Raw genomic sequence first — 24241 nt, forward strand, 5'->3', positions numbered from 1 at the left:
GCCCCGCCGTAAAGGGGCGTTAGACTTAGGTGGTTTACCTGGAAAACTTGCTGATTGTCAAGAAAAAGATCCAGCCTTATCAGAGCTTTACCTCGTGGAAGGGGACTCAGCGGGTGGCTCAGCTAAACAAGGGCGTAACCGCAAAAACCAAGCGATTTTACCGCTAAAAGGAAAAATCTTAAACGTCGAAAAAGCCCGTTTTGATAAAATGCTCTCATCACAAGAAGTGGCGACTTTGATCACGGCGTTAGGTTGTGGTATTGGCCGCGATGAATATAACCCAGATAAAATGCGGTATCACAGTATTATTATTATGACCGATGCCGATGTTGATGGTTCTCATATTCGTACATTATTATTAACATTCTTCTATCGTCAAATGCCAGAAATTATTGAGCGTGGTTATGTCTATATTGCCCAACCACCATTATATAAGGTCAAAAAAGGTAAGCAAGAGCAGTACATCAAAGATGATGAAGCAATGACGCAGTTTCAAATTACCTTAGCGCTAGAAGGTGCCTCGCTACATGTAAACGATCATGCGCCAGCTATCTCTGGTGAAGCGTTAGAGAAATTAATTGCTGAATATCAGCAAGTCCAAAAACTGATCAATAAAATGGAGCGACGTTATCCAAAAGCGTTATTAAATGAGCTTATTTATCAACCAACATTAACGGAAGCGCAACTTAAAGATCAAAACCAGATCAAAGATTGGATAGCTGCCCTTTCAGAAAGTTTAAAACAAAAAGAACAGAATGGTAGTGGATATAGCTATACCATTACGGAAAATGCGGAACGTCAATTGTTTGAACCAATGTTAACGATTCGAACTCATGGCGTGGATACCGATTATGCTCTAGATTTAGGCTTTATCTATAGTAATGAGTACCAAAAATTATGTCATTTAGGTGAACAATTACGTGGATTAATTGAAGAAGGCGCTTTCATCAAGCGTGGTGAACGAACACAATCAATTACTCAGTTTGAACAAGCAATTGATTGGTTAATGAAGGAATCACGCCGTGGTTTAGCTATTCAGCGTTATAAAGGTCTAGGAGAGATGAATCCGGATCAACTCTGGGAAACAACCATGGACCCACAAAGTCGTCGTATGTTACAAGTAACGGTTAAAGATGCGATTGCTGCTGATGAATTATTTACCACATTGATGGGTGATGCGGTTGAACCTCGCCGCGCCTTTATTGAGGAAAATGCGCTTAAAGTGGCTAATTTAGACTTTTAATGATGAGCTATCCCAGCACCCGTATTGAGGTAATATATCTGACCTAATAAAAATCAGATCCATCCATAACAAACAAATAAAAAACCAGGCAACTATGTCTGGTTTTTTATTGATTAAATTTTTTCTAAGTTCATCTCAATCATCATATATAAATACAGATAATAGTTAGGATTAAATTATAATAAACGCGGCTTTTAAAAATATAGCAGATCACTTTAGCATAAATTTATGGTGGTATAGTTTCAATAAAAGCAGTGGAAATAAACGCAATAAATTACCAAGAAAAAGAGTATTTATAACTAGCAATAAACGAGTTCAAAGAGATTAAGTAAAAATATAATTTATACTTACAAAGATTGTTTTCTCAAATTAAATCAATATTATCAATAGCATTGATTAAAGTCTATTTAAAATTAAAATAAGGGATAATCGTTATCTTTTTGAATCACATTCATTAGTCTAACTAAATTAGTTACTGTGACCACGAGTACTTCCTAATTTTTAGTCACACTTATATATAGCAGAGTCAAAATAACAGTTCGTTAGAAAAATGTTTAAATATCATTATAAATAAAATAAAACCTACCTTAGATAGCACAAAACAATTAAAGGCGTATTAAATAAACAAGCCTATCCTTATCACAAATCGCTACTGTTAGATCAATTCATCTTGACCTATCTTGGTATTCCTGATTTAAACCAAAATATTGACTACTAGGCGATGAATATAATTTTAGCTTAAATTTATCTGTTAAAAGATCACAGTATTAATTAGTGTGAGACGTCGTTATTGAATAGAATGTACCACTATATAGATATATCTGAAGTATTATCTGGTTAAATTCAATATTGATTTAAATGAATAAAAAACAGTTACTACACCCTGTTATATGGATACACAGCCTATCTTACATGGATATCCCCCCTTTGAGTATCAAAAGCAAAGCTAATTTATAACCAATCACTGTAAGAATTAAGATACTTATATGATAAATTGGATAATGAAAATAGAATTTTATTTACTATCAGTAAAAACATCTTTTTGTTCAATAAAGATTAATACCTAACAGAGTATTTTATCCGAAGTATCATAGTAGCAGATACCTTTACCAATTAGGCAAGCTTATTGAAATCGCTCGCCTATAGTATTAGTTAAGTCAAAAGCAGTAATAGCCTAGTATTATTTAACCTATTTATTTAAAGATCCAATATCGTTTCGCCAAAAGTAGGAAACTAATAATTGAGATAGCAACAAAGATAGCACCAACGAAACCTACATAAGCCACTGAGCTATGGATAATGACCTGACTTCCAACCAATGCGCCACCACCAATCCCAATATTATAAATTCCTGAATAAAATGCATTGGCGACATCATTTGCATCTGGCGCAGCATCTAGTACCTTGCTTTGTAGTGACATACCAATCATAGTGATAGCCACACCCCAGCATAAACATAATAGAAGAACAAGGTATTCATTGGTTGCGACAAACCAAAGTAACATTAAACAGAACCATAAAAGAAATAATGGCACCAAAAATATTGGTATTGGGTATTTATCTAAATAATAAGGGAAGAGTAAACTACCTAATATTCCTGCAAAACCAATACATAATAGCATTAATACAATCGCTTTATTACTGTAACCACCTATATTTAACATAAAAGGCGTAATATAGGTATATGCCGTAAAATGACCAACAATGGTAATTGCAGTTAATCCGTAAACACATAATAATGTTGGGCGTTTAAATAGCGCTAGGGCTAGTCGCACAGAATTGCTACTCGTGCTTGGTGACGTTGGTATCAAGTAGGCTAATGCAATCGTGACGAGTAATGCCGCCGCACCAATAACTAAAAACGTCACTCGCCATCCAGCTATTTGCCCAATTATAGTTCCAATAGGAACCCCTAATACGGTGGCTATCGACGTGCCAGCAACAATAAGTCCCATAGCACGCGCTCGCTTACCAACAGGTGCTAATCTTACCGCTAATGGCGTAATAATTGACCAGAAAACAGCATGAGCACAGGCAATACCAATGCGTGCAATCATCAGTGTAGTAAAATTCCATGCTACACCGGCAAGTAAATGGCTGGCGATAAAAATAGTAAATAAACCAATTAGCAATTTATGCCGTTCAATTTTGGCCGTTAGAATCGTCAATGGTAACGACAGTAACGATACACACCAAGCGTAAACAGTGATTAATAATCCAGTATGCGCAACATTCATAGAAAAACTTTCGGCAATATTGGTTAATAATCCTACAGGCACAAACTCAGTAGTATTAAAAACAAAAGCGGCAATCGCTAAACAAAACACCGATGACCAAACCTTGGTTTTAGATCTCATCTCATTCATAGATTAACGTTTTCTCAGCAAACAGTGACAATAATTATCATATAAAAAATGGAAGATATAGGCGCTAAAGCATATAGATAAAAATATAAAATTTTCTCAATAGCTATTGGGCGATTTAATCATGTATAAAATAAAAATAAACCACATAAGAATTATGTGGTTTATTATTTAAAATCATTAACATTCGTTGTAAAGCAGCCTACTACTATCTTTTAGAAACGTGTTGGATAGCTTCACCGCCCGATTCTATATCTTGGCCAACACCATGCACGGTATGACAGGCAGTTAATAAAAAACAGCTAATTGCAATAATGAAAGTCAATTTTTTCATGTTACTCATCCTTAAATCTTTTAATGTCCAATTCATCATCATCATTGTCAATGAACAAGATAAAACCTTATATAGTCCACTGATTTTGTTATCATAATTGGCTCTATGTTTAAAATCAAAGGCTATTACTTTGTATTATCACAATCTTATCAACAGGGAAATAGTGATAAATTTATCCATGAATTCAGTTAAAATAGTATTGAATAATTAGATTATTTATATATTATTTTTATCTTATTGATTTAATCTATTTAACGAATTAACGCATGGTTAACGTATGACGCTGCAACAACTTAAATATATTATTGAAATCGCTCGCTGTGGTTCAATTAATGAAGCAGCAAAAAAATTGTTTATTACGCAACCAAGTTTATCGTCTGCCGTGAAAGAGCTTGAGCAACGTCTTGGCATTGAGATTTTTGTCCGGTCAAGCAAAGGGGTGTCGTTATCATCTGAAGGCGTAGAATTTTTAAGTTATGCTAGACAAGTGGTTGAACAAACTGAGCTACTTGAACAGCGTTATATCAATAAGAAACCGACCAAACGATTATGCAGTATCTCAACCCAGCACTATGCATTTGCTGTTAATGCTTTTGTAAATTTAATAAAAAATAATAATTCAGATGAATATGAATTTACTTTACGTGAAACGCGGACTTATGACATCATTACCGATGTAGCTTCATTTAAAAGTGAAATAGGCATTATCTATCTAAATGATTTTAATCGTAAAGTATTAAGCCGTATCTTAAAACAACATCACTTAAAATTCACCCCGCTTTTTGAAGCCAGTCCTCATGTCTTTATGAGTAAAAAGCATCCATTAGCAAAACAAAATTCAGTAACGCTCAGTCAGTTAGAGGATTTTCCTTATCTCTCTTTTGAACAAGGCGACTATAATTCATTCTATTTCTCAGAAGAGATTTTAAGTACGGTCTATCATAAAAAAAATATCTATGTGAGCGATCGGGCAACATTATTTAATTTATTGATAGGTTTAAATGGTTATACTATTAGTACTGGAATATTAAATAGTGATCTAAACGGATCGGATATTGTCGCCATTCCTTTAGAGGTAAAAGAAAAAATTTTAGTGGGTTGGATCACAACGGCTAATGCGTATTTAAATCAGACCGCGCAAAGCTATATTATTGAATTGGAGAATCTAATTCGTCAATATGGATTTCAATTGGTGAAATAAAATAGTTGATAATAGAATCAATAAACTATGTCATTAATTTATTAATTCTATTATCAAATTTATAATTCGTCTATGTGATGACCAAGTTATTTAGGTAAGGTAATTAGTTTATTCCGTATCTGCTGAGTTGCCGCAACGATATTTTTTAAACTCGCTACCGTTTCTTTTTCGCCACGCGTTTTTAAACCGCAATCAGGATTAATCCATAATTTGGTTTTATCCACTTCAAATAACATCTGTTCAATGGTTTGACTAATTTCAGCCACCGTCGGAATACGTGGAGAATGAATATCATATACCCCTGGTCCCACTTCTGTTTTAAATTGCTGAGCTTTAAGTACTTTAATAATTGATAAATTAGAGCGTGAGGCTTCAAAAGAGATCACATCTGCATCCATATTATCAATATCACTTAAAATATCTTCAAACTCACTATAACACATATGGGTATGTATCTGAGTGTCACTTTTTACACCACTATGTACCAATCTAAATGCCGGTATCGCCCAATCAAGGTAACTAATGTGCCACTCTTGTCGTCTTAACGGTAATTTTTCTTTTAATGCGGCTTCATCAACCTGAATTACCCGAATACCTGCGGCCTCCAGATCCAAGACTTCTTCTCGAATCGCTAATGCAATTTGTAATGCTGAGTTACGTAATGAAATATCTTCACGAGGGAATGACCAGTTTAAAATTGTTACTGGCCCAGTTAGCATCCCTTTAACTGGTTTGTCAGTTAGTTTTTGGGCATAAACAGTGTAATCAACGGTGATAGGTCCCTTACGTGCTACATCGCCCCAAATAATAGGTGGTTTAACACAACGTGTACCATAAGATTGTACCCAGGCTTTTTCTGTAAAAATAAATCCCTCTAATGCTTCACCAAAAAATTCTACCATATCGTTGCGTTCAAATTCACCATGAACGAGTACATCTAAACCAATTTGTTCTTGTAATGCTATACAATCGGCGATCTGTTTTTCAATAAAATGGCGATAATCGATAGCTGAAATAGTGCCTTGTTTGAACTTAGCACGATAGGTTCTAATTTCCGCCGTCTGTGGAAATGAGCCAATAGTTGTGGTTGGTAATAGCGGTAAATTAAATGCCTGTTTTTGTATTTGTTCACGCTGAGTAAATTCTGGATGACGTATAAAATCGTCATCGACTAATTTCGCTACTCGTTCGTTAACTTGGGTATTTTCAGTGTAACGGGACTGGGTAAACAGTTCTTGATTGGCGGTATACATCGCATGATGAGTATAATCTTTTTCGGCAATTAAGGTTTTTAACTGATTTAATTCAGTTAGCTTTTCTTGGGCAAAAGCAAAATAACGTTTTTGCGTATCAGTCAATTTGGTTTCATTATTCAGCGTATAGGGCACATGCAATAATGAGCAAGAGGTATTGATTACGACGTTATTTGCCTTACTGGCTATGGATTTTAATCGTTCAAGGGTGTGTTGATAATTATTTTTCCAAATATTTTTCCCATTAACGACACCAGCAAATAGCACTTTATCTTGAGCAAAGCCATATTTTTCTATTAATTTAAGTGAGTATTCACCTTCGACAAAATCTAAACCAACTCCATCGAAAGGTAATTGATTGACACGTTCATAAGCATCACGAATATCACCAAAATAAGTTTGTAATAAGACTTTAGTTTGCCCTTTATGTTTTAATATGCCGTCATAAAGCTGGGTAAATAAGGCTAAATCACTTAAAGTTAGATCAAGAACTAACGCCGGTTCATCTATTTGTACCCACGTTACCGAAAGTTGATTTAATTGTTCTAACAATGAACGATAGGCGTTGATCATTGCAGATACAAAATCTTTGGATTGACGATTACCGCTATAACGCGCTAGTTTTAAGAAAGTAAAAGGCCCTATTACAACCGGTTTAGTTTCAATATTAAGGGCTTTCGCTTGTTGGTATTCGTCAAATAATTTAGTCCCCGTTAATTTCAATTCAGTTTGATTATCTAATTCTGGTACTAAATAATGATAGTTGGTATTAAACCATTTTTTCATGGCTAATGCTTTAACATCCCCTTTTTCTCCTTGATAACCGCGAGCCATGGCAAAATAAGCGGCCAATGGCGAGAGATCGAGCGTACGATAACGATGAGGAATCGCATTAAATAAAATCGCGGTATCTAACATTTGATCATAAAAAGAGAAATCATTTGAGGAGATAAAATCTACCTGCGCCTGATGTTGGATTTGCCAATGGGTTTCACGCAATAATTTAGCAGTAGCTTGTAATGCCTCTTCGCTACTTTCACCTTTAAAATAGTTCTCTGTCGCGAATTTTAATTCTCTTAAAAGACCAATACGTGGATAACCAATAACTGCTGTTTTCATTTTAATCTTTCCCTGTCTGTTTTTTAAGTAAATAAAAACATAACATAAAAGATCCTTATAGGATATATGCTTAATTTTTATAAATACATATAGATTAAACCTATATCAATGCCTAACTTACTGTTTAAACAACAAATAAATAGCCACTAGGCTATTTATGGGGAATCATCAATATAAAATAATTGATAAAAAATGCCACTTAGTTAAAGTGGCATAAATGAGCGCATACCTTATTTAGCATTCAAAATGAGTATCGTGACAAATTTAATCCATTACCAATTAAGATCAAATACCTCTATATTTTGTTGTCCGCCATAAATATCATACCATGGCGTGGCGTACTGTTTTAAAATTGCGTTGAGCTCTTCAACATTTTGGCGGCCGACGGTATCTAACCATTTTAGTAATCCATCACGCCCACCTTTAGCATAAGCAGCGACACCTTCGAACCAAGTTGCGCGCCCGCCCAAAATACCGCTATAGTTTGCCCCAGCTTCACCCGCAAATCGCAATTGTTGATGAAAGCGCTGTGTTGGAACGCCGGCACTTAAATAAATAAATGGTCTTGTTGCCGCTTCGCTAGCTTGACGGAAATAAGTCTCGGCTTGTTTTTGCGTATAAACTTCAGGTTGATTGTCATTAAATCCAGCGACATAATTAAATAATACGGGAACTTCAACTTTTAAAATATCAATATGATATTGATCTTTAGTGAATTCTTTAATCGTATCAATCACTTTTTGGGGTTTAATTTGGGCAAATTCGGGACTTTTATCATCAGTGATATGATTATCATAAACAATAGGTTCAACAAAAACCGGCATATCGCTAGCACGAGCTTCTTCGCCTAAACGCTCTAAAAAAGCATGTTTTTTGTCTAAAATATCTTGGGGATCATCGGGATTATAGTATACTAATACTTTCGCCGCATCCGCTCCCTTTTTAATTAAACGTTGTAGTGATTCTTCTGGTAGTAATTCTGGCAAACGGCCTGGTGTATTGACATCATAGCCGGTTTTTTCATAGGAGAGGATTAACCCCGCATTGGCATTTTTCTTTGCAATACCCTTAAATCCTAACTCTTCATCTAAGAGAATGGCGCTAACATATTTGGTCAGTTCTTGTGATACGAGCTCTTTAAACTCATAAACCATATCGATATGATAGGCATCCTTACCTACTGCATTTTGCATCATTTTGACCATAGAACCACGTTGATCAATCGCTAAGGCTGCGATTATCCCATCCTGATTAGCGACGCGATTCATACGTTCAAACTTACCACGAGACATCTTTACTTTCGTACGCATTGCAAATCCTCCTTCCTTCGTTCATTTTATTGTAGACCTCGCGATATAAAGCTGCAATGTAAAACATGACTAATAAAGATTAAATAAAATAAAAATACTATTTATACCCCATTAACAATTGTTTGGATATTTAGACGAATGATAATATTTTGAAATATATTCAATTTTATTGCATAATTATGTAATATTTAGTGATTTTAAAGACCTTTAATAATTAAACTCAACATAGCGAGATGATACGTTGTTGTGTCGAATAACCTAGTTATAGATTTATTGACCTATAACGCTTATCAATATGTTATTAACCAGTAAGGTCAAGATGAGATTAACACCCAATATGGATAACATGACTAAACCTGACGATTTAGCTAAGCTATTTAAAGAATTACTTCGTCAAGAGACATTTAGCTCACAAATTGAGATTGTTCAAGCATTGCAACAATATGGCTTTGAGAATATTAACCAATCTAAAGTATCACGTATGCTGACTAAATTTGGTGCTGTACGAACTCGTAATAGTAAAATGCAAATGGTTTACTGTTTACCGGCTGATATCAGCGTGCCGTCTACAAGTAGCCCATTAAAAAATTTGGTATTGGATATTGATTACAACCATTCTATGGTGGTTATCCATACCAGCCCAGGTGCGGCACAATTGATTGCCAGATTATTAGATTCTATTGGTAAATCAGAAGGGATTTTAGGGTCGATTGCTGGCGATGATACCATTTTTAGTACGCCAACGCTAAATAGTACCGTTGAGCAACTATATCAAACTATCGTCGATCTATTTGAACAAGAGCTTTAAGCCATCTATTCCCTGAAAGTGAATGTATATGCCATTCAGGGAACGATGGATTTTAGATATTGCTATAGGCGTCTACTCACCACCTTCATCGTATTGACGACATAAAACCAGGGTCTCTTCTATTAACCTACGTGCAATAGTGCTATAAGGGGGAATAACAGGTAGTGATTGATAATGATACCAATCGGCCTCAATCAGCTCCTCAGTATCAATCATTATTTCGCCTGACTCGTAATCAGCTAAGTAAGCTAACATTATTGAGTTGGGAAAAGGCCAAACTTGCGACGCAACATAACGAATATTTTTTATCGTAATGTTGGTCTCTTCAAATACCTCACGCTGCACCGCTTCCTCTATCGTTTCACCCACTTCAACAAAGCCCGCTAGCACCGTATAAATAGGGTTTTGCTGATGTCGAACATGCTTCGCTAATAAAATTTTATTTTTATTACGTATGCCGACAATAATCGAAGGCGCAATTTGTGGATAGTAGCGCTGCTGACAATAGTTACATAAACAGCACCATTCGGTTTGACTAATAGACATTGGCTTATTGCAGTACCCACAAAATTGGTGTGACGCATAAAAATCCGCCAGCTGTACGGCGCGCCCTGCCAATTTGAATAATCCATCGTCGACATTGCCCAATAAGCATTTAAGCCAACACATCTCTGCTGGCATTTCATGACCAACAAACCAGACCGTTTGCTCTTTCCAGTGACCGATTTGTTGAGCGGTCAAGCCTGTTAATTGCCATTGCTGGGCATGACCATAGGGAATATCACCCTGTGGTAACCATAACTTGCCTTTAGCACTAATAAGCCAAAGCCCCTGTTCACTTCCAGTTAATTTAATTTGAGCAAGTTGCATTATTGATACGCCAATGTTTTATGGGTAGACATCACTACCGTAATGATATGTGATGCTCAGATAAAAAAAGAACGATCCTTGGATCGTTCTTTTTTGCTCGCTTATTTTTTCTTTTTCTTCTCATGAAGACCTTTTCTCTCAAGCTCCCAATAAATAATTTTTTGTTGGGCAATAGTAAAAATATTACTAACAGTGTAGTAAAGCACTAAGCCTGATGGGAACCATAGGAAGAAAACGGTAAAGATGACAGGCATAAACATCATCATCTTTTGTTGCATCGGATCAGTAACTGGCGTCGGTGACATCTTCTGAATTAAGAACATCGTACCACCCATTAATAGTGGCAGAATATAATAAGGATCCTGTGCCGATAAATCCTGAATCCATAATGCAAATGGTGCATGGCGCAATTCAACTGAATTACCTAACATATAGTATAATGCGAGGAAAATTGGCATTTGAATTAATACCGGCAGACACCCACCTAACGGATTCACTTTTTCTTGACGATAAAGTGCCATCGTTTCTTGGCTTAAACGTTGTCTATCATCACCATAGCGTTCTTTTAATGCTTGTAAGCGTGGTTGCAATACTTTCATTCTCGCCATTGAACGATACTGTGCACGGGTTAAAGGGAATAAAATACCACGCACAATAAATGTGATGATAATAATTGCCACGCCCCAATTAGTCACAAAACTTTGAATAAATTTTAACAAATGAAATAGTGGTTGGGATAAGAACCATAACCAGCCATAGTCTACGATAAGATCAAGATGTTTAGCTGTTGCTGCCAATTGATCCTGAAGTTCAGGACCTAACCACAAACTTGCTTTAAGTACTTGTTCTGATGCTGGGGCAATAGTGATGGTTTCACCTTTAAATCCAACTAAAGCAACACTGTTCTTATTAACCGATTTAGTATAAAGCACATTATCTTGATTTTGTGCAGGAACCCAAGCTGAAGCAAAATAGTGCTGTAACATCGCCACCCAGCCATGTTGGGTAGATTCATTCAGATTACGTTTACTAATTTCATCAAAATCATATTTTGAGTAATTGCTATTATCACTTGAAAAGGCAGCGCCACGATAAGCATGTTGCCCCAAGCCACTGCCACCTTCTGTGGTTGCATTTTCTGGTAACTTCATGGTTTGTTTTAACTGACCATACATAGCGACGTCAATCGGTTGAGATGTCTGGTTAGTAATATGATAATTCACATCAATAGCATATTTACCGCGATGTAATACAAACTCTTTAACAAAGACTTTACCGTTTTCTGTGTAAGTCATTGGAATATGCAGTTCATCCACCCCATCCGCTAGTTCAAATTGCTGTTGTGCTACCGTATAGATTGGACGTAAGCCGCCTTGTAAGGTACTATCAGGCCCATCACGGCCAATAAGCCCGCTTTCAGCAATATAGATGAAGTCAGGATGCGTCATTAGCAACTGATAAGGTTGATCGGATTTTAGTGTCTGATCATATTTAAGCAACTGAGCAGATTGTATATCACCACCATAAGTATTAATGGTTAATGATAAAACGTCAGATTTAACAGTAATCAATTGACTTAACTGAGTGCCATCAGCACTTTTATTAACAAGTTGACCTGCAGTCTGATCGATCTTTTCAGGTTTTGGCGCTAGCTTATCTGCATGCCAAGTTTGCCAAATCATGAGAGACACAAAAAGTAATGCCATGAAAAAAATATTACGTTGAGATGTCATTAGTGTTTTCTCTATAAAATCAATCTTTTGGTGGAACTGGATCTTCGCCACCAGCGTGTAAAGGATGACATTTTAATATACGTTTAACCATTAGCCAACTACCTTTTAACAAACCAAAGCGACGAATAGCAACGATAGCATAATGAGAACAAGTCGGTTGAAAACGACAATGTGGACCTAATAACGGACTAATAAATCGTTGATAACCACGTATTAGTAAAATTAGACCTTTTGCTCCATAAGAAGTGATGTGCGTTTGATTCGATGACATAACTGCCCCAACAGTTCAATAACTTGCTGATTATCTAGACCTATCACAGCCGTACGAACCATAAGTACAAAATCCATCTTCGGCAATTGATACTGGTTTAAGCGATAGAATTCACGCGCAAGACGCTTAATGCGATTACGATCATGGGCACGCTTAAGCTGCTTTTTAGCAATAGCAAAACCTAATCTAGGATAAGCAAGCTGATTATTACGCGCTAAGATAGTTATGTACGGAGAACCCGCTCGCAGCGGCTCCTGAAAGACATAACCAAAACTGGCGGGAGTTAACAGACGTAACTCCCGAGGGAATGTGAGCTTAACCACTCAACAATTCAAATAACAAGCAGAAAATTAGCTGCTTGATACAGATAAACGAACGCGGCCTTTAGCTCGACGACGAGCCAATACCTGACGACCATTTTTAGTTGCCATACGAGCACGGAAACCGTGAGTACGATTACGTTTTAAAACTGAAGGTTGAAATGTGCGTTTCATGACGATTTATACCTAAATCAAAATTATCATTATTTAAAATAGGGAAAGCCCTACATCGATTAAGAGGTCAAAATTCTACCTATAAATCACTAATTAGTCAATGATAAATCCGTCAATTATTACCTTTTATACTTAAGGTCCAAATTGGATTAACTAGTAAATCGAGTCTAAAATAATTAAGCATATTCAATCCATCTTTTTAGTAAAATAAAAAACTAATGTGATTAACTAATTCATGCCGTTTATTTAATTACATAGACATTGGATTAAATCTCCCATTTCCTTTATAAAATAGACTTATTAATTTATTTTTACCTAAAATTTAAATAATAATTAACCATTTAACAATCAAATAAATAGTATAAAACGATTAAAATTATATGGTCTTTATATAGATTTCTTTTCTATATAAAAGTAGGATAAGCCGACTATTGAAAAATGGAATAGTACTGATGTTATCAGTACTTATGTTTACTAAAGGAAGGAGCAAATAATGGGAATTATTACTTGGATTATTTTAGGTCTTATCGCTGGCTGGTTAGCTAAATTTTTTATGCCAATTGGTAGTGTGGGCGTGGTAAAAACCATGTTATTAGGGATTGCAGGAGCTTTGATTGGTGGCTATATCAGCACCTTCTTTGGCTGGGGTTCCGTAACTGGTTTTAATTTCCCAAGCATTATTATTTCAGTCTTAGGCGCAATTGCTTTAATTTATGTTTATCGTTTATTGAAAAAATAATGAATTAATATAGTCATAGCCATAAAAAAGCTGTTTTTATGGCTATGACTTTCCCCTCTTTTTAGGTTGTTCGACCTTCATACTTCCATTATTTATTAACTTATTATATTTTTTTATATCCCTTACCCGCTTATCAGATTTATTTGCATCACAATTGGTAGCTACCTATTGACACATAAAACAGAATCGTTAATGCTATATCTTATATGACGTATATAACGTCATATAGCGTCCATTTGGACAAAACGATTTTATATTGTTATCGATCACACAACATAATTCAGAGTAGAGATATAAAGAAGAGGCACATTACTCAGGCAAGCTATTTTAGGCATTAATGCGATTAATTTTAGCTAAAGGGAAATAATGCCAAGGTTTGGTCCTTAATCATCATAAGATCAAATCGACCACAGGGGCTAATCCCTTTGGGTTGTCACCTTATTATTTAATATGATTATTAAAATGGGTGGAGCGCTTCATGGTTAAAACTGCGTTATTTAATCTTTTTCGCTCGAACCTTTGTTCAAAACCTTTTTTGATACGAGGAATTCATGAATACAGTAGCCAATCACGATTTTGTGATAGCCAAATTTGGTGGTACCAGTGTCGCTGATTATCAGTCGATGTGCCATAGTATTGATATCGTCTTATCTAATCCTAATATTAAAGTGGTAGTGCTTTCTGCCTCAGCTGGAATCACCAATTTGCTGGTAGCGCTAGCTGAAGGACGTAATCCAGATATCCGTGAGCAACACATCCAGAAAATTCAAGCAATACAATACGAAATTCTGCAGCATTTAACCGATAATCAAACGGCAAAAGCGTATATTGATCAAATCATTGTCAATATTAGTGCACTATCCGAAGCCGCAAGTTTAGCGACCTCATGCGCTTTGACAGATGAATTAGTGAGCCATGGTGAATTAATGTCATCTTATCTATTTACGCAATTGCTCAAACAAAAACAGGTTAATGCGATATGGTTTGATGTGCGTAAAGTATTGCGTACTGATGACAACTTTGGTAAAGCAGCGCCTCAATTCAAACAAATTAAACAACTTTGTTGTGCCCATTTAAAATCTATAACCGAAAAACAATTAGTTATCACTCAAGGTTTTATCGGTAGTGAACTGAGCGGTAAAACCACCACGCTTGGACGTGGGGGCAGCGACTATTCCGCGGCGCTTTTAGGCGAAGCATTAAATGCAACTCGTATTGATATCTGGACAGATGTCGCTGGCATTTATACCACCGATCCAAGAATTACTCCTAATGCTAAACGAATTGATGATATTACGTTTGCTGAAGCCTCAGAAATGGCCACATTTGGTGCGAAAGTATTACATCCTGCAACGTTAGTTCCCGCGGTACGTAGTAATATTCCTGTGTTCGTTGGTTCAAGTAAAGCGCCAGAAGAAGGGGGGACAATTGTTTATAATTCCAAAAATATTACTTCCACCTTACCTTTATTTAGAGCTATTGCTCTGCGTCGTAAACAGACCTTATTAACGTTACATAGTTTAAATATGTTGCATGCACATGGTTTTTTAGCCAACGTGTTTGATATTATGGCAAGACATAATATTTCCGTTGATCTCGTCACGACGTCAGAAGTAAATATAGCTTTAACATTAGATACAGCAGGGACGAATACCAATGGCAATAATTTATTAACGGATGAATTGCTTAAAGAATTATCTGAATTATGTCATGTACAGGTAGAAGATAATCTAGCTTTAGTCGCTATCATTGGTAATCAATTAACCGAAGCCAAGGGAATGACGACGCAAGTTTTCAATACGTTATCTTCTTTTAGCATTCGCCTTTCTTGTTACGGTGCGAGTACGCATAATATTTGCTTTCTCGTTAATAGTAATGATGCCGATACTCTGGTGCAAAAATTACACCACAGCCTTTTCGAATAATCATGGTATGACAATCAGATGATGTCTCTCATCATCTGATTGATTTATCCAATTAAATCTATATTTATTTGTCTATATATTGTTTTAGGATTATTCATTATTTGCATATAAATAGACAACTGCTTACGCTTCTATTTAAGTTGTTACGTGTATTTAAAGCGACTAACCTATCCCAAGTAAGAGTCGTGTTACATTTCTAATTTAATTAAAATTTTGGTATATTAAATTAAATACCAACTCATATCATAGTTTATACTTAACAACTACAACGGATAATTAGTCATGCTTAAGATCTTCAACACCCTGACCCGAGAAAAGGAAGCGTTTAATCCCATCCACCCAAATAAAGTAGGAATGTATGTCTGTGGTGTCACGATTTATGACTTGTGTCATATTGGTCACGGACGTACCTTTGTTGCTTTTGATGTTGTGAGTCGTTATTTACGTTTTTTAGGTTATCAATTAACTTATGTGCGTAATATTACCGATGTTGATGATAAAATTATTAAACGAGCACGAGAAAACGGGGAATCGTGTCAACAACTCACTGAGCGCATGTTAACCGAGATGTATCGAGATTTTGATGCATTAAATATCCAACGTCCTGATCAAGAGCCACGTGCGACTGCGCATATGGCTGATATTATTGAATTAGTTAATACTCTTATTAAACGCGGTCATGCTTATGTTGCCACTAACGGAGATGTAATGTTCTCCGTTGAAAGTGATAACCATTACGGATTATTGTCTCGACAAAATTTAGAACAGCTACAAGCTGGAGCACGTGTAGAAGTAACCGAGGTAAAACGTAATCCAATGGATTTTGTGCTCTGGAAAATGTCAAAACCGAATGAACCAAGTTGGGACTCCCCATGGGGAAAAGGTCGTCCGGGTTGGCATATTGAATGTTCAGCAATGAATAACAATGTCTTGGGTCATCATTTTGACATTCATGGTGGCGGTGCTGATTTAATGTTCCCTCATCATGAAAATGAAATTGCTCAATCGACTTGTGCTCACGATGGACAATACGTTAATTATTGGATGCACTCTGGCATGGTGATGGTCGATCATGAAAAAATGTCCAAATCATTAGGCAATTTTTTTACTATTCGTGATGTTCTTAAACATTATGATGCCGAAAGTGTAAGATATTTTTTACTCTCTGGTCATTATCGTAGTCAACTTAATTATAGTGAAGAAAATCTAAAACAAGCAAGAATCGCACTTGAGAGATGGTATACCGCCTTGCGTGATACACATAATGTTGAAATGGATTATCAAGATAATCCTTACTATCACCGCTTTTGTATGGCAATGAATGACGATTTCAATACCCCTGAGGCCTATTCAGTACTATTTGATCTTGCTTCGGAAATTAATAAAGCCAAAGCAGAAGACAACTTACTGAAAGCAAACCAATCAGCTACATTATTACGTTATCTTGCTAATAATGTACTAGGACTATTAACCCAAGATCCGCAAGCCTTTTTACAAGGCAAGAATGATGAGGTTGATGTCGCTCATATAGAAGCCCTAATTAAGCAGCGTAATGAGGCCCGAGCAACTAAAAATTGGGCACTTGCTGATGCTGCCCGTGATCAGCTAAATCAGTTAAATATTGTTCTTGAAGATGGTCCGACAGGTACTACTTGGCGTAAAAAAAGTCTTTAAATAGCTTTATCATAAAATCAACTAATTACAATGATTAGTTGATTTTATGATAAGTATCCACTATCTACTCCTTTAGCCCTACCCTTGCTATTTTTAATTAACCTAAAATAAGCGTCGATAGTAAGAAATAAGTAATAATTAGCCTTATTCCTCTTTAAATTACCAGAGACCAATTGAACATAAGATAAACCGATGACCTTATCTTTTTGGTACTAAAAAATCTGCTTCGCCATAGAAACTATCATTAACTTAATCGTTCAATGAGTTAGAATGAGTTGGTTTATCAGCTAGCTGGCGGTCAATAGAAGATAACATACCCCGCAATATATTTAATTCTTGTACTTCTGGTCTTGCACGCGTATATAAACGACGTAAGCGATTAATAACCTGCCCTGGATGATTAGTTTTAATAAATTGCGTATTAATCAAGGTTTTTTCCAAATGCTCATAAAATCGCTCTAACTCTTCGGATTGTGGATATTCCCTCGCTTTTTCTGGTGACATAAAATGGTCTGGCTGAGATGATCTCGCTAACATTGCCATACGAATTTCATAAGTCAATATTTGTACCGACATGGCAAGATTTAATGAACTATATTCGGGATTCGCTGAGATAGCGACATGATAATGGCATTTTTGTAACTCGTCATTCGTTAATCCTACCCGTTCCCGACCAAACACTAAGGCAACCTGCCCCTCATACGCTTCGCTTACTATTTTCTCGCCGCAAGCACGCGATGCCAATACTGGCCATTGTAAACTACGTGAACGGGCGCTGGCGCCAATAACCAAACGACAGTCACCAATCGCTTCATCTAAGCTACGGGTAATCGTTGCATTTTTAATAATATCACTCGCCCCAGCGGCTAACGAAATCGCCTGTGAATCGGGTTTGACAATAGGATTAACCAAATAAAGATCAGAAATCCCCATCGTCTTCATGGCTCTTGCCGCTGACCCCATATTACCCGTATGCGATGTTTCGACTAATACAATGCGCACGCGATCTAAACAAGAAAAATTATTGATTGTCATATTATTGCCACAATTATTCGAAATATTACCAGTTATAATAACACAGAGGTGGTCAAGGTACGATAAATACTGGTATACTATGCGCCGAAATTGCATGACAATAGCAATTGTCAGTTCTGTTCTTTAACATCAATTGGAAAAAACTTATGCATCCTATGCTAAATATTGCTGTGCGCGCGGCACGTAAAGCGGGCAATTTAATTATTCGATCACATGAAAATCCTGATTCAATTCAAGTAGATAAAAAAAGTGCTAATGATTTTGCAACGAATATTGATCGTGCAGCTGAAGCCTTAATTATTGAAACGATTAAGCGTGCTTATCCTGATCATACAATTATTGGCGAAGAAAGCGGTTTGGCTAAAGGTAACGATAGCGAAACGCAATGGATTATTGACCCAATTGATGGTACAACTAACTTTATTAAAGGTTTTCCTCACTTCTCTATTTCTATCGCAGTACGTGTAAAAGGTCGTACTGAAGTCGGTGTTGTTTATGATCCAATGCGTAATGAGCTATATACGGCATCTCGTGGTCAAGGAGCACAATTAAATGGTTATCGCATTCGCGTGTCTAATGCTAAGGATCTTAACGGCACATTGCTGGCAACGGGTTTACCTTTTAAAGCGAAACAATTCAGCGAAAATTATTTTCGTGTAATGGAAAAATTATTTACCAAAGTCGCCGATTTTCGACGTACTGGTTCAGCGGCGCTTGATTTAGCTTATGTTGCTGCAGGACGGGTTGATGGCTTTTTTGAAATCGGTTTAAAACCGTGGGATATTGCTGCTGGTGAAATTATTTTACGCGAAGCGGGTGGTGTCATCACTGATTTTGCTGGTGGTGTAAACTATATGGCTTCAGGTAATATTGTTGCTGGTAATCCTAAACTGGTTAAAGACTTTATCAGTTTTACTCAAAATGATTGGATTGATGTTTTAAAACGTTAACTCGCTATTTATATTATTTATCTCTCTTACTTAAAGTAAGAGAGATTTTCCTCTCTTCTACCCACTAATTCCATCAGTTACTTATCGTAATATTATAAGTTAGCGATATAAAAACTAATCTTGATAACATTGTAAATAATATGATGTTCATTGAATATAAAATACGTAAAAACACCATATAATTTCTACGTTATTTTTTACTAAAAACATATTTCTTTCTATAAATTTCATTTTTTTTACATTTCAATTTGACATCTTTACATAAAGCCGATAACCTAAACAACATAGATAAATTTACTAATTTATCTATAACAAAATAGTTAAAGAATTTATTACATCGTAACTAGAAAAGGAGTTATTATGAAACAACTAGATAAAAAACAAATGAAATCAGTTGCTGGTTCAGGTTTTGATTCATATTTCCCGACTTTCCCTGAGCAATTTTTTCCGATGGATTCTTGGTCGAATAGTAATCAATGGAGTAGCCAAAACATGGTTACTAACGGCTTTAATAATAATGGTATCTCTAATGGTAACGATAACAATGTCATTAGTAATGGCTCTTCTTCTAATAATTGGGTTAATTATTACAATTAATTTGGAAAGTCAATTTTTCTAATATTGCTTTGTAATCTTTATCTAATAAGCTTAAAGAATCATATTCTGTACTAATAGAATAAGGTTCCTAATTTAGACCTGCATTATTTTATTTCTATAATGTGGGTCTATTGTGTTTTGAGATTAAAAGCTATCTACTATCATATCATTAATACCGCCGATCTACATATTGGCAGCTTATACTGATGATAGTAAATTTACAGTTGTATGTGACGTTTTATAACAGACTAAAATAAAAACATATTGTTAACAAGTTCACAATGAAATAATTAGTCAAAAACAAATAAGTTAGTTGTTAGATCGGGCGCAGCATTAGGTAATATTAATAGCAAATAATTGAAATAAAATTCTAATAGGACTTATATATAGATTTTATACTAAAGCCCTCAGGTGGTGCATAAAAAACAACCGCAGTTTTAGTATGCCATTCAATATTTTTCAAGACTTTCACCCACTTTTTTATGCAAAGTTTGAGTGTTAGCTAAATGATGTTATTGCTATTTTTACCATTCTTTAAATGAAAATATTATCTATTAAGTTTTATAAAAACTTAAATTAGAAACTTATTCGGCTGGGTAATTATATTATTTCATAATCACCGAGAGAACTCAGTTTGCTTTAAATCAGATAACATATAATTATGAATAAATCTCTATTTCGCAATGTATTTCAATATAATAATACTCGCTGGCGAGGAAAAGCGCTGATTACGACTTTTTTCCCAAGCATTGTTATCAACAGCATTGCATTATTATTTATCGCGATATTTATTAGTTTTATTTTATTTGCACATTATCATCGTAGAATTCAAGTAAATGGGGAAATTATTACTCAGTATCTACCAGTAAATGTCTACGCCCCCCAACAAGGTTATGTGATTGAATTGCTAGCCTCAGTAGGCGATAATTTGAAAAAAGGCGATCCGCTCTATCGGCTTGATGTCAACAGGGTTACACAACAAGGAAAACTTAGCCAAAATATGGTCAATGTGATTCAGGATCAACTTAAACAGATTGATAGTCTGATTAAATTACTGGAAAAAAATAAAGATCATGCGCTAGAAAATACGCGTAATCAGCTCAAAATGCATCAAGATATGTATCAAAAGACCCTAAAATTACTCAATGACTCGGAAAAGGAATTAGCTCGACTCAAACTTAGCATTAAAGATTATAAAAATTATCTTGGTAAAGGATTAGTAACAAAAGATGAAGTAAACTATCAGCAGTATCTTTATCAACAACACCAAAATACCCATCAAAATTTTTATTCACAACTGATTCAAGAAGAACTACAACTGACAAATTTAACCAGTGATCTTACTACACAAGAACTTAAATTCTCCGATCAAATTTTGCAATATGAAGACCGCCGTTACGAGCTACAAAAACAGTTATTAGAAAATAACGCCAATGATACCATTATGATTAATTCCCCTACTGAAGGTAAATTAGAATCACTAAGTGTAACACTTGGTCAAATGGTCAATACTGGTGATAGTCTGGCACAAATTTTACCACAAAAAAATAATCCTTATTATGCAGTATTATGGTTACCAAATACGAGTGTTGCTTATGTTCATATTGGTGATAAGGTTAATATTCGATATGATGCCTTTCCTTTCGAAAAATTTGGTCAATTCCCTGGCAAAATTATTTCGATCTCGTCCGTTCCAACGTCAAAACAGGAGCTGAGCCAATATAATAGTGTACCCCATCAATTTAACACGCCATCAAACAGCAATTATTATAAAGCGATTGTTGCTTTACCTATACAGGAAATTATCGATAATGGTAAAGCCTTAACGTTAACCAGTGGCATGACTTTACAATCGACGCTCTTTTTAGAAAAAAGGGCATTATATCAATGGATGTTTACCCCTATTTATCGTATAAATAAAAGTATAAGTGGTGCAATTCATGGCTCAGAATAAGATTAAACAGCTACTCACTAAGTTAGATTTTTCTTTTTTACCTAGTGTACCATTAACATTACAAACTGAGGCATCGGAGTGTGGATTAGCGTCTCTTTCAATGATTTGTCGTTACTATGGAATGCAGATCGAGCTATTTTATTTACGACAAAAATTTGGGGTATCAATACATGGGGCAACCTTAGATGATTTAGCAAATTACGCAGAAAATTTGAATTTACAGACCAGAGCGTTATCCTTAGATCTGGATGAATTGTCACAATTGCGATTACCTTGTATTTTACACTGGAATATGAATCATTTTGTTGTGCTAGCTAAAATTGTTGGTCAGCACTTTATTATTCATGATCCAGCAGTAGGAAAAAAACGTTTAACCTTAGCCGAAATGTCACAACATTTTACCGGTATAGCCCTAGAAGCTTGGCCAACCACTACTTTTCAGCAAATTGAACAACGGCAAAAATTAAATTTATGGCAAATGTTAAAAAATGTCAAAGGACTAAAAACGGCATTATCAAAAATATTCTGCTTATCCCTATTAATTGAATTTATCGGTCTATTTATCCCGATTGGGATCCAATTAGTTACTGATCATGTGTTACAAGCCACCGATCACGATTTATTGACACTTATCTGCCTTGGGCTATTATCATTCATTCTTTTCCGTACGTTTACCAGCATGTTGCGTTCTTGGACCTCATTGATGATGTCTACGTTGATCGATCTACAATGGAAAGCGGGACTATTTAGCCACTTATTGAAACTACCTTTATCTTATTTTGAAAAAAGAAAATTAGGGGATGTACAAGCACGTTTTACCTCGCTCGATAGCCTACGAACCACACTAACTGAAAATATGATTAATGGTATTATCGATCTGATTATGCTAACAGGTCTGTTTGCGATGATGATCTTATATGGTGGCAATTTAATATGGGTTATTTTGGGTTTTACGGGTGCTTACCTTGCTTTACGCTTAGTCACTTATCCCTATTATCGCCAATTATCTGAAGAATTAATGATTAAAGAAGCCAGTGCAAGCTCTCATTTTATGGAAACCTTATATGGTATTGCGACGATTAAAGTATTAGGACTGTTACCACAACGCGGTAAACATTGGTTTAATTTAAAAGTCGATGCTGCCAACACCACTATTCGTCAAAAAAAGTTAGATATGATGTTCAATGGCATTAATCACTTAATTGATGCGGTTAGTCAAGTGGTGATTATTTGGCTCGCGGCTACCATGATTATGAATGAGCAAATGACGTTAGGGATGTTTATGGCATTTAATGCGTACCGAGGTGATTTTACCGCACGCGCAATTCAATTGATTAATATGGCATTACAATTACGTATATTATCACTACACAGTGAAAGAGTCGCAGATATCGCCTTAACCGATCCCGAACCAAGTCAACCACTGCAACGCGTAGAATATCCACTGGTATCAGCAACTTTAACGGTTGAAAATCTCGTCTTTCATTATGATTCTAATGCGCCACGACTATTCAATCAATTAAGTTTTAGTATAAAAGCGGGAGAAAATGTGGCCATTATAGGTCCTTCTGGTATAGGAAAAACGACGTTGCTAAAAATAATGGCTGGTTTACTAGCTCCCACTCAAGGACAAATTTTATTTAATGGTCATAACATCTACCAACTGGGATTAAATAACTATCGTCAATACATCGCTTGTGTTTTGCAGGAAGATAAGTTATTTGCTGGTTCTATTGCAGATAATATTGCTAGCTTTGAACCAGAACAAGATAGAGAATGGATTATTCATTGTGCTAAATTGGTCAATTTGGATCATGAAATTAGCCAATTAGCCATGGGTTATGAGACTTTATTAAGTGAACTAGGGGGAAGTTTATCAGGTGGGCAAAAACAGCGTTTACTCATTGCCCGAGCCATTTATCGTCGTCCAGCGCTGCTATTTTTAGATGAAGCGACCAGTCACTTAGATGTAGATAACGAGCAAATCATTAATTCATCGATTAAAGCGTTGAATATTACCCGTATTATCATCGCTCATCGCCAATCAACTATCAATAGTGCTGATCGAGTGATAGATTTATCAACACTGTTACAATTAAATCAACACTAATGTTACTCACACAAGGTATATCGCTTTTACTTCATTTTAATGCCTTATCAACTAAGTCGTTATGACAGTGAGATAAAGTGAATATTCTTGCCGTCATTGAGCGATGAATAACCTATGACAGTAAGAAAATACTTGATGCTATTTCGGAACACTCAATAAGCGGTAACAACCATTTTAGTAATATCAAAATAATTTAGACTTATGTCATTGAACGACTAAAAACAGATAAAAATAAGATAGGATTGATAAAAAAGAATA

The 24241-nt window shown here is 35.6% G+C and carries 20 protein-coding genes and 1 riboswitch; of the genes, 10 read left to right on the top strand and 10 right to left on the bottom strand.

Going from position 1 to position 24241, the window contains the following annotated elements; all coding sequences use genetic code 11:
• Positions 1-1243: toprim domain-containing protein (locus O970_RS06330; protein ID WP_024496284.1), on the top strand; the 1243-nt coding region annotated here is incomplete at its 5' end.
• Positions 1244-2436: 1193 nt separating this feature from the next.
• On the opposite strand, the gene O970_RS06335 is transcribed toward O970_RS06330, so the two are convergent.
• Both O970_RS06335 and O970_RS06340 read right to left on the bottom strand, forming a co-directional pair.
• Positions 2437-3600 carry a sugar transporter gene (locus O970_RS06335; protein ID WP_036562894.1) on the bottom strand — a complete coding sequence of 388 codons (1164 nt, stop codon included), beginning with the start codon at positions 3598-3600 and terminating at the stop codon, positions 2437-2439.
• 214 nt (positions 3601-3814) lie between these two features.
• The gene (locus tag O970_RS06340) at positions 3815-3940 is read right to left on the bottom strand and encodes an entericidin A/B family lipoprotein (RefSeq protein WP_081685278.1); all 126 of its coding nucleotides are present in this window, start codon (positions 3938-3940) and stop codon (positions 3815-3817) included.
• 277 nt (positions 3941-4217) lie between these two features.
• Here O970_RS06340 and O970_RS06345 point away from each other — a divergent pair, with 277 nt between their 5' ends.
• Positions 4218-5141 carry a LysR family transcriptional regulator gene (locus tag O970_RS06345; protein WP_024496286.1) on the top strand — a complete coding sequence of 308 codons (924 nt, stop codon included), beginning with the start codon at positions 4218-4220 and terminating at the stop codon, positions 5139-5141.
• Positions 5142-5227: 86 nt separating this feature from the next.
• Here O970_RS06345 and metE read toward each other — a convergent pair whose 3' ends face one another.
• Positions 5228-7513 carry a 5-methyltetrahydropteroyltriglutamate--homocysteine S-methyltransferase gene (metE, locus tag O970_RS06350; protein WP_024496287.1) on the bottom strand — a complete coding sequence of 762 codons (2286 nt, stop codon included), beginning with the start codon at positions 7511-7513 and terminating at the stop codon, positions 5228-5230.
• Positions 7514-7785: 272 nt separating this feature from the next.
• Positions 7786-8823: a tagatose 1,6-diphosphate aldolase gene (locus O970_RS06355; protein ID WP_036562875.1), complete on the bottom strand. Its 1038-nt coding sequence runs from the start codon at positions 8821-8823 to the stop codon at positions 7786-7788.
• Positions 8824-9160: 337 nt separating this feature from the next.
• Here O970_RS06355 and argR point away from each other — a divergent pair, with 337 nt between their 5' ends.
• A complete protein-coding gene (gene argR / locus O970_RS06360; RefSeq protein ID WP_024496289.1) occupies positions 9161-9631 on the top strand; it encodes a transcriptional regulator ArgR in 471 nt (156 codons plus the stop codon).
• A gap of 72 nt (positions 9632-9703) precedes the next feature.
• Here the strand turns inward: argR and nudC are convergent, their stop codons facing one another.
• The 5 genes from nudC to rpmH form a co-directional block, all read right to left on the bottom strand.
• A complete protein-coding gene (gene nudC, locus O970_RS06365; RefSeq protein ID WP_024496290.1) occupies positions 9704-10501 on the bottom strand; it encodes an NAD(+) diphosphatase in 798 nt (265 codons plus the stop codon).
• 101 nt (positions 10502-10602) lie between these two features.
• Positions 10603-12234: a membrane protein insertase YidC gene (gene yidC / locus O970_RS06370; RefSeq protein WP_024496291.1), complete on the bottom strand. Its 1632-nt coding sequence runs from the start codon at positions 12232-12234 to the stop codon at positions 10603-10605.
• Between the two features lie 19 nt (positions 12235-12253).
• Positions 12254-12505 carry a membrane protein insertion efficiency factor YidD gene (gene yidD / locus O970_RS06375; protein ID WP_036562877.1) on the bottom strand — a complete coding sequence of 84 codons (252 nt, stop codon included), beginning with the start codon at positions 12503-12505 and terminating at the stop codon, positions 12254-12256.
• Positions 12457-12828 (bottom strand): ribonuclease P protein component, encoded by a 372-nt coding sequence (gene rnpA, locus O970_RS06380; protein WP_024496292.1) that lies wholly within the window; start codon positions 12826-12828, stop codon positions 12457-12459. Before rnpA ends, yidD begins: the two co-directional genes overlap by 49 nt.
• Positions 12829-12855: 27 nt before the next feature.
• Positions 12856-12999: a 50S ribosomal protein L34 gene (gene rpmH / locus O970_RS06385; protein ID WP_024496293.1), complete on the bottom strand. Its 144-nt coding sequence runs from the start codon at positions 12997-12999 to the stop codon at positions 12856-12858.
• A 493-nt stretch (positions 13000-13492) separates the two neighbouring features.
• On the opposite strand from rpmH, the gene O970_RS06390 reads away from it, so the two are divergent.
• The 3 genes from O970_RS06390 (at position 13493) to cysS (ending at position 17337) form a co-directional block, all read left to right on the top strand.
• Positions 13493-13738: a GlsB/YeaQ/YmgE family stress response membrane protein gene (locus O970_RS06390; RefSeq protein WP_024496294.1), complete on the top strand. Its 246-nt coding sequence runs from the start codon at positions 13493-13495 to the stop codon at positions 13736-13738.
• Between the two features lie 291 nt (positions 13739-14029).
• A riboswitch (Lysine riboswitch) is annotated at positions 14030-14223 on the top strand.
• 66 nt (positions 14224-14289) lie between these two features.
• A complete protein-coding gene (gene lysC, locus O970_RS06395) occupies positions 14290-15663 on the top strand; it encodes a lysine-sensitive aspartokinase 3 (RefSeq protein WP_024496295.1) in 1374 nt (457 codons plus the stop codon).
• A 282-nt stretch (positions 15664-15945) separates the two neighbouring features.
• Positions 15946-17337, top strand: coding sequence for a cysteine--tRNA ligase (cysS, locus tag O970_RS06400; protein WP_024496296.1), 1392 nt, complete (start codon positions 15946-15948; stop codon positions 17335-17337).
• A gap of 249 nt (positions 17338-17586) precedes the next feature.
• On the opposite strand, the gene trmJ is transcribed toward cysS, so the two are convergent.
• Complete coding sequence (gene trmJ / locus O970_RS06405) at positions 17587-18372, bottom strand: tRNA (cytosine(32)/uridine(32)-2'-O)-methyltransferase TrmJ (protein ID WP_024496297.1); 786 nt, start codon at positions 18370-18372, stop codon at positions 17587-17589.
• A 146-nt stretch (positions 18373-18518) separates the two neighbouring features.
• Here trmJ and suhB point away from each other — a divergent pair, with 146 nt between their 5' ends.
• The 4 genes from suhB (at position 18519) to O970_RS06425 (ending at position 23983) form a co-directional block, all read left to right on the top strand.
• Positions 18519-19322, top strand: coding sequence for an inositol-1-monophosphatase (suhB, locus tag O970_RS06410; RefSeq protein WP_024496298.1), 804 nt, complete (start codon positions 18519-18521; stop codon positions 19320-19322).
• A 360-nt stretch (positions 19323-19682) separates the two neighbouring features.
• The gene (locus O970_RS06415) at positions 19683-19919 is read left to right on the top strand and encodes a hypothetical protein (RefSeq protein ID WP_024496299.1); all 237 of its coding nucleotides are present in this window, start codon (positions 19683-19685) and stop codon (positions 19917-19919) included.
• A gap of 661 nt (positions 19920-20580) precedes the next feature.
• The gene (locus tag O970_RS06420; RefSeq protein WP_036562881.1) at positions 20581-21873 is read left to right on the top strand and encodes an HlyD family secretion protein; all 1293 of its coding nucleotides are present in this window, start codon (positions 20581-20583) and stop codon (positions 21871-21873) included.
• The gene (locus O970_RS06425) at positions 21860-23983 is read left to right on the top strand and encodes a peptidase domain-containing ABC transporter (protein WP_024496301.1); all 2124 of its coding nucleotides are present in this window, start codon (positions 21860-21862) and stop codon (positions 23981-23983) included. Before O970_RS06420 ends, O970_RS06425 begins: the two co-directional genes overlap by 14 nt.
• Positions 23984-24241: the final 258 nt, after the last annotated feature.

Origin of the sequence: Candidatus Schmidhempelia bombi str. Bimp, from assembly GCF_000471645.3 — a bacterium.
Lineage (GTDB): Bacteria > Pseudomonadota > Gammaproteobacteria > Enterobacterales > Orbaceae > Utexia > Utexia bombi.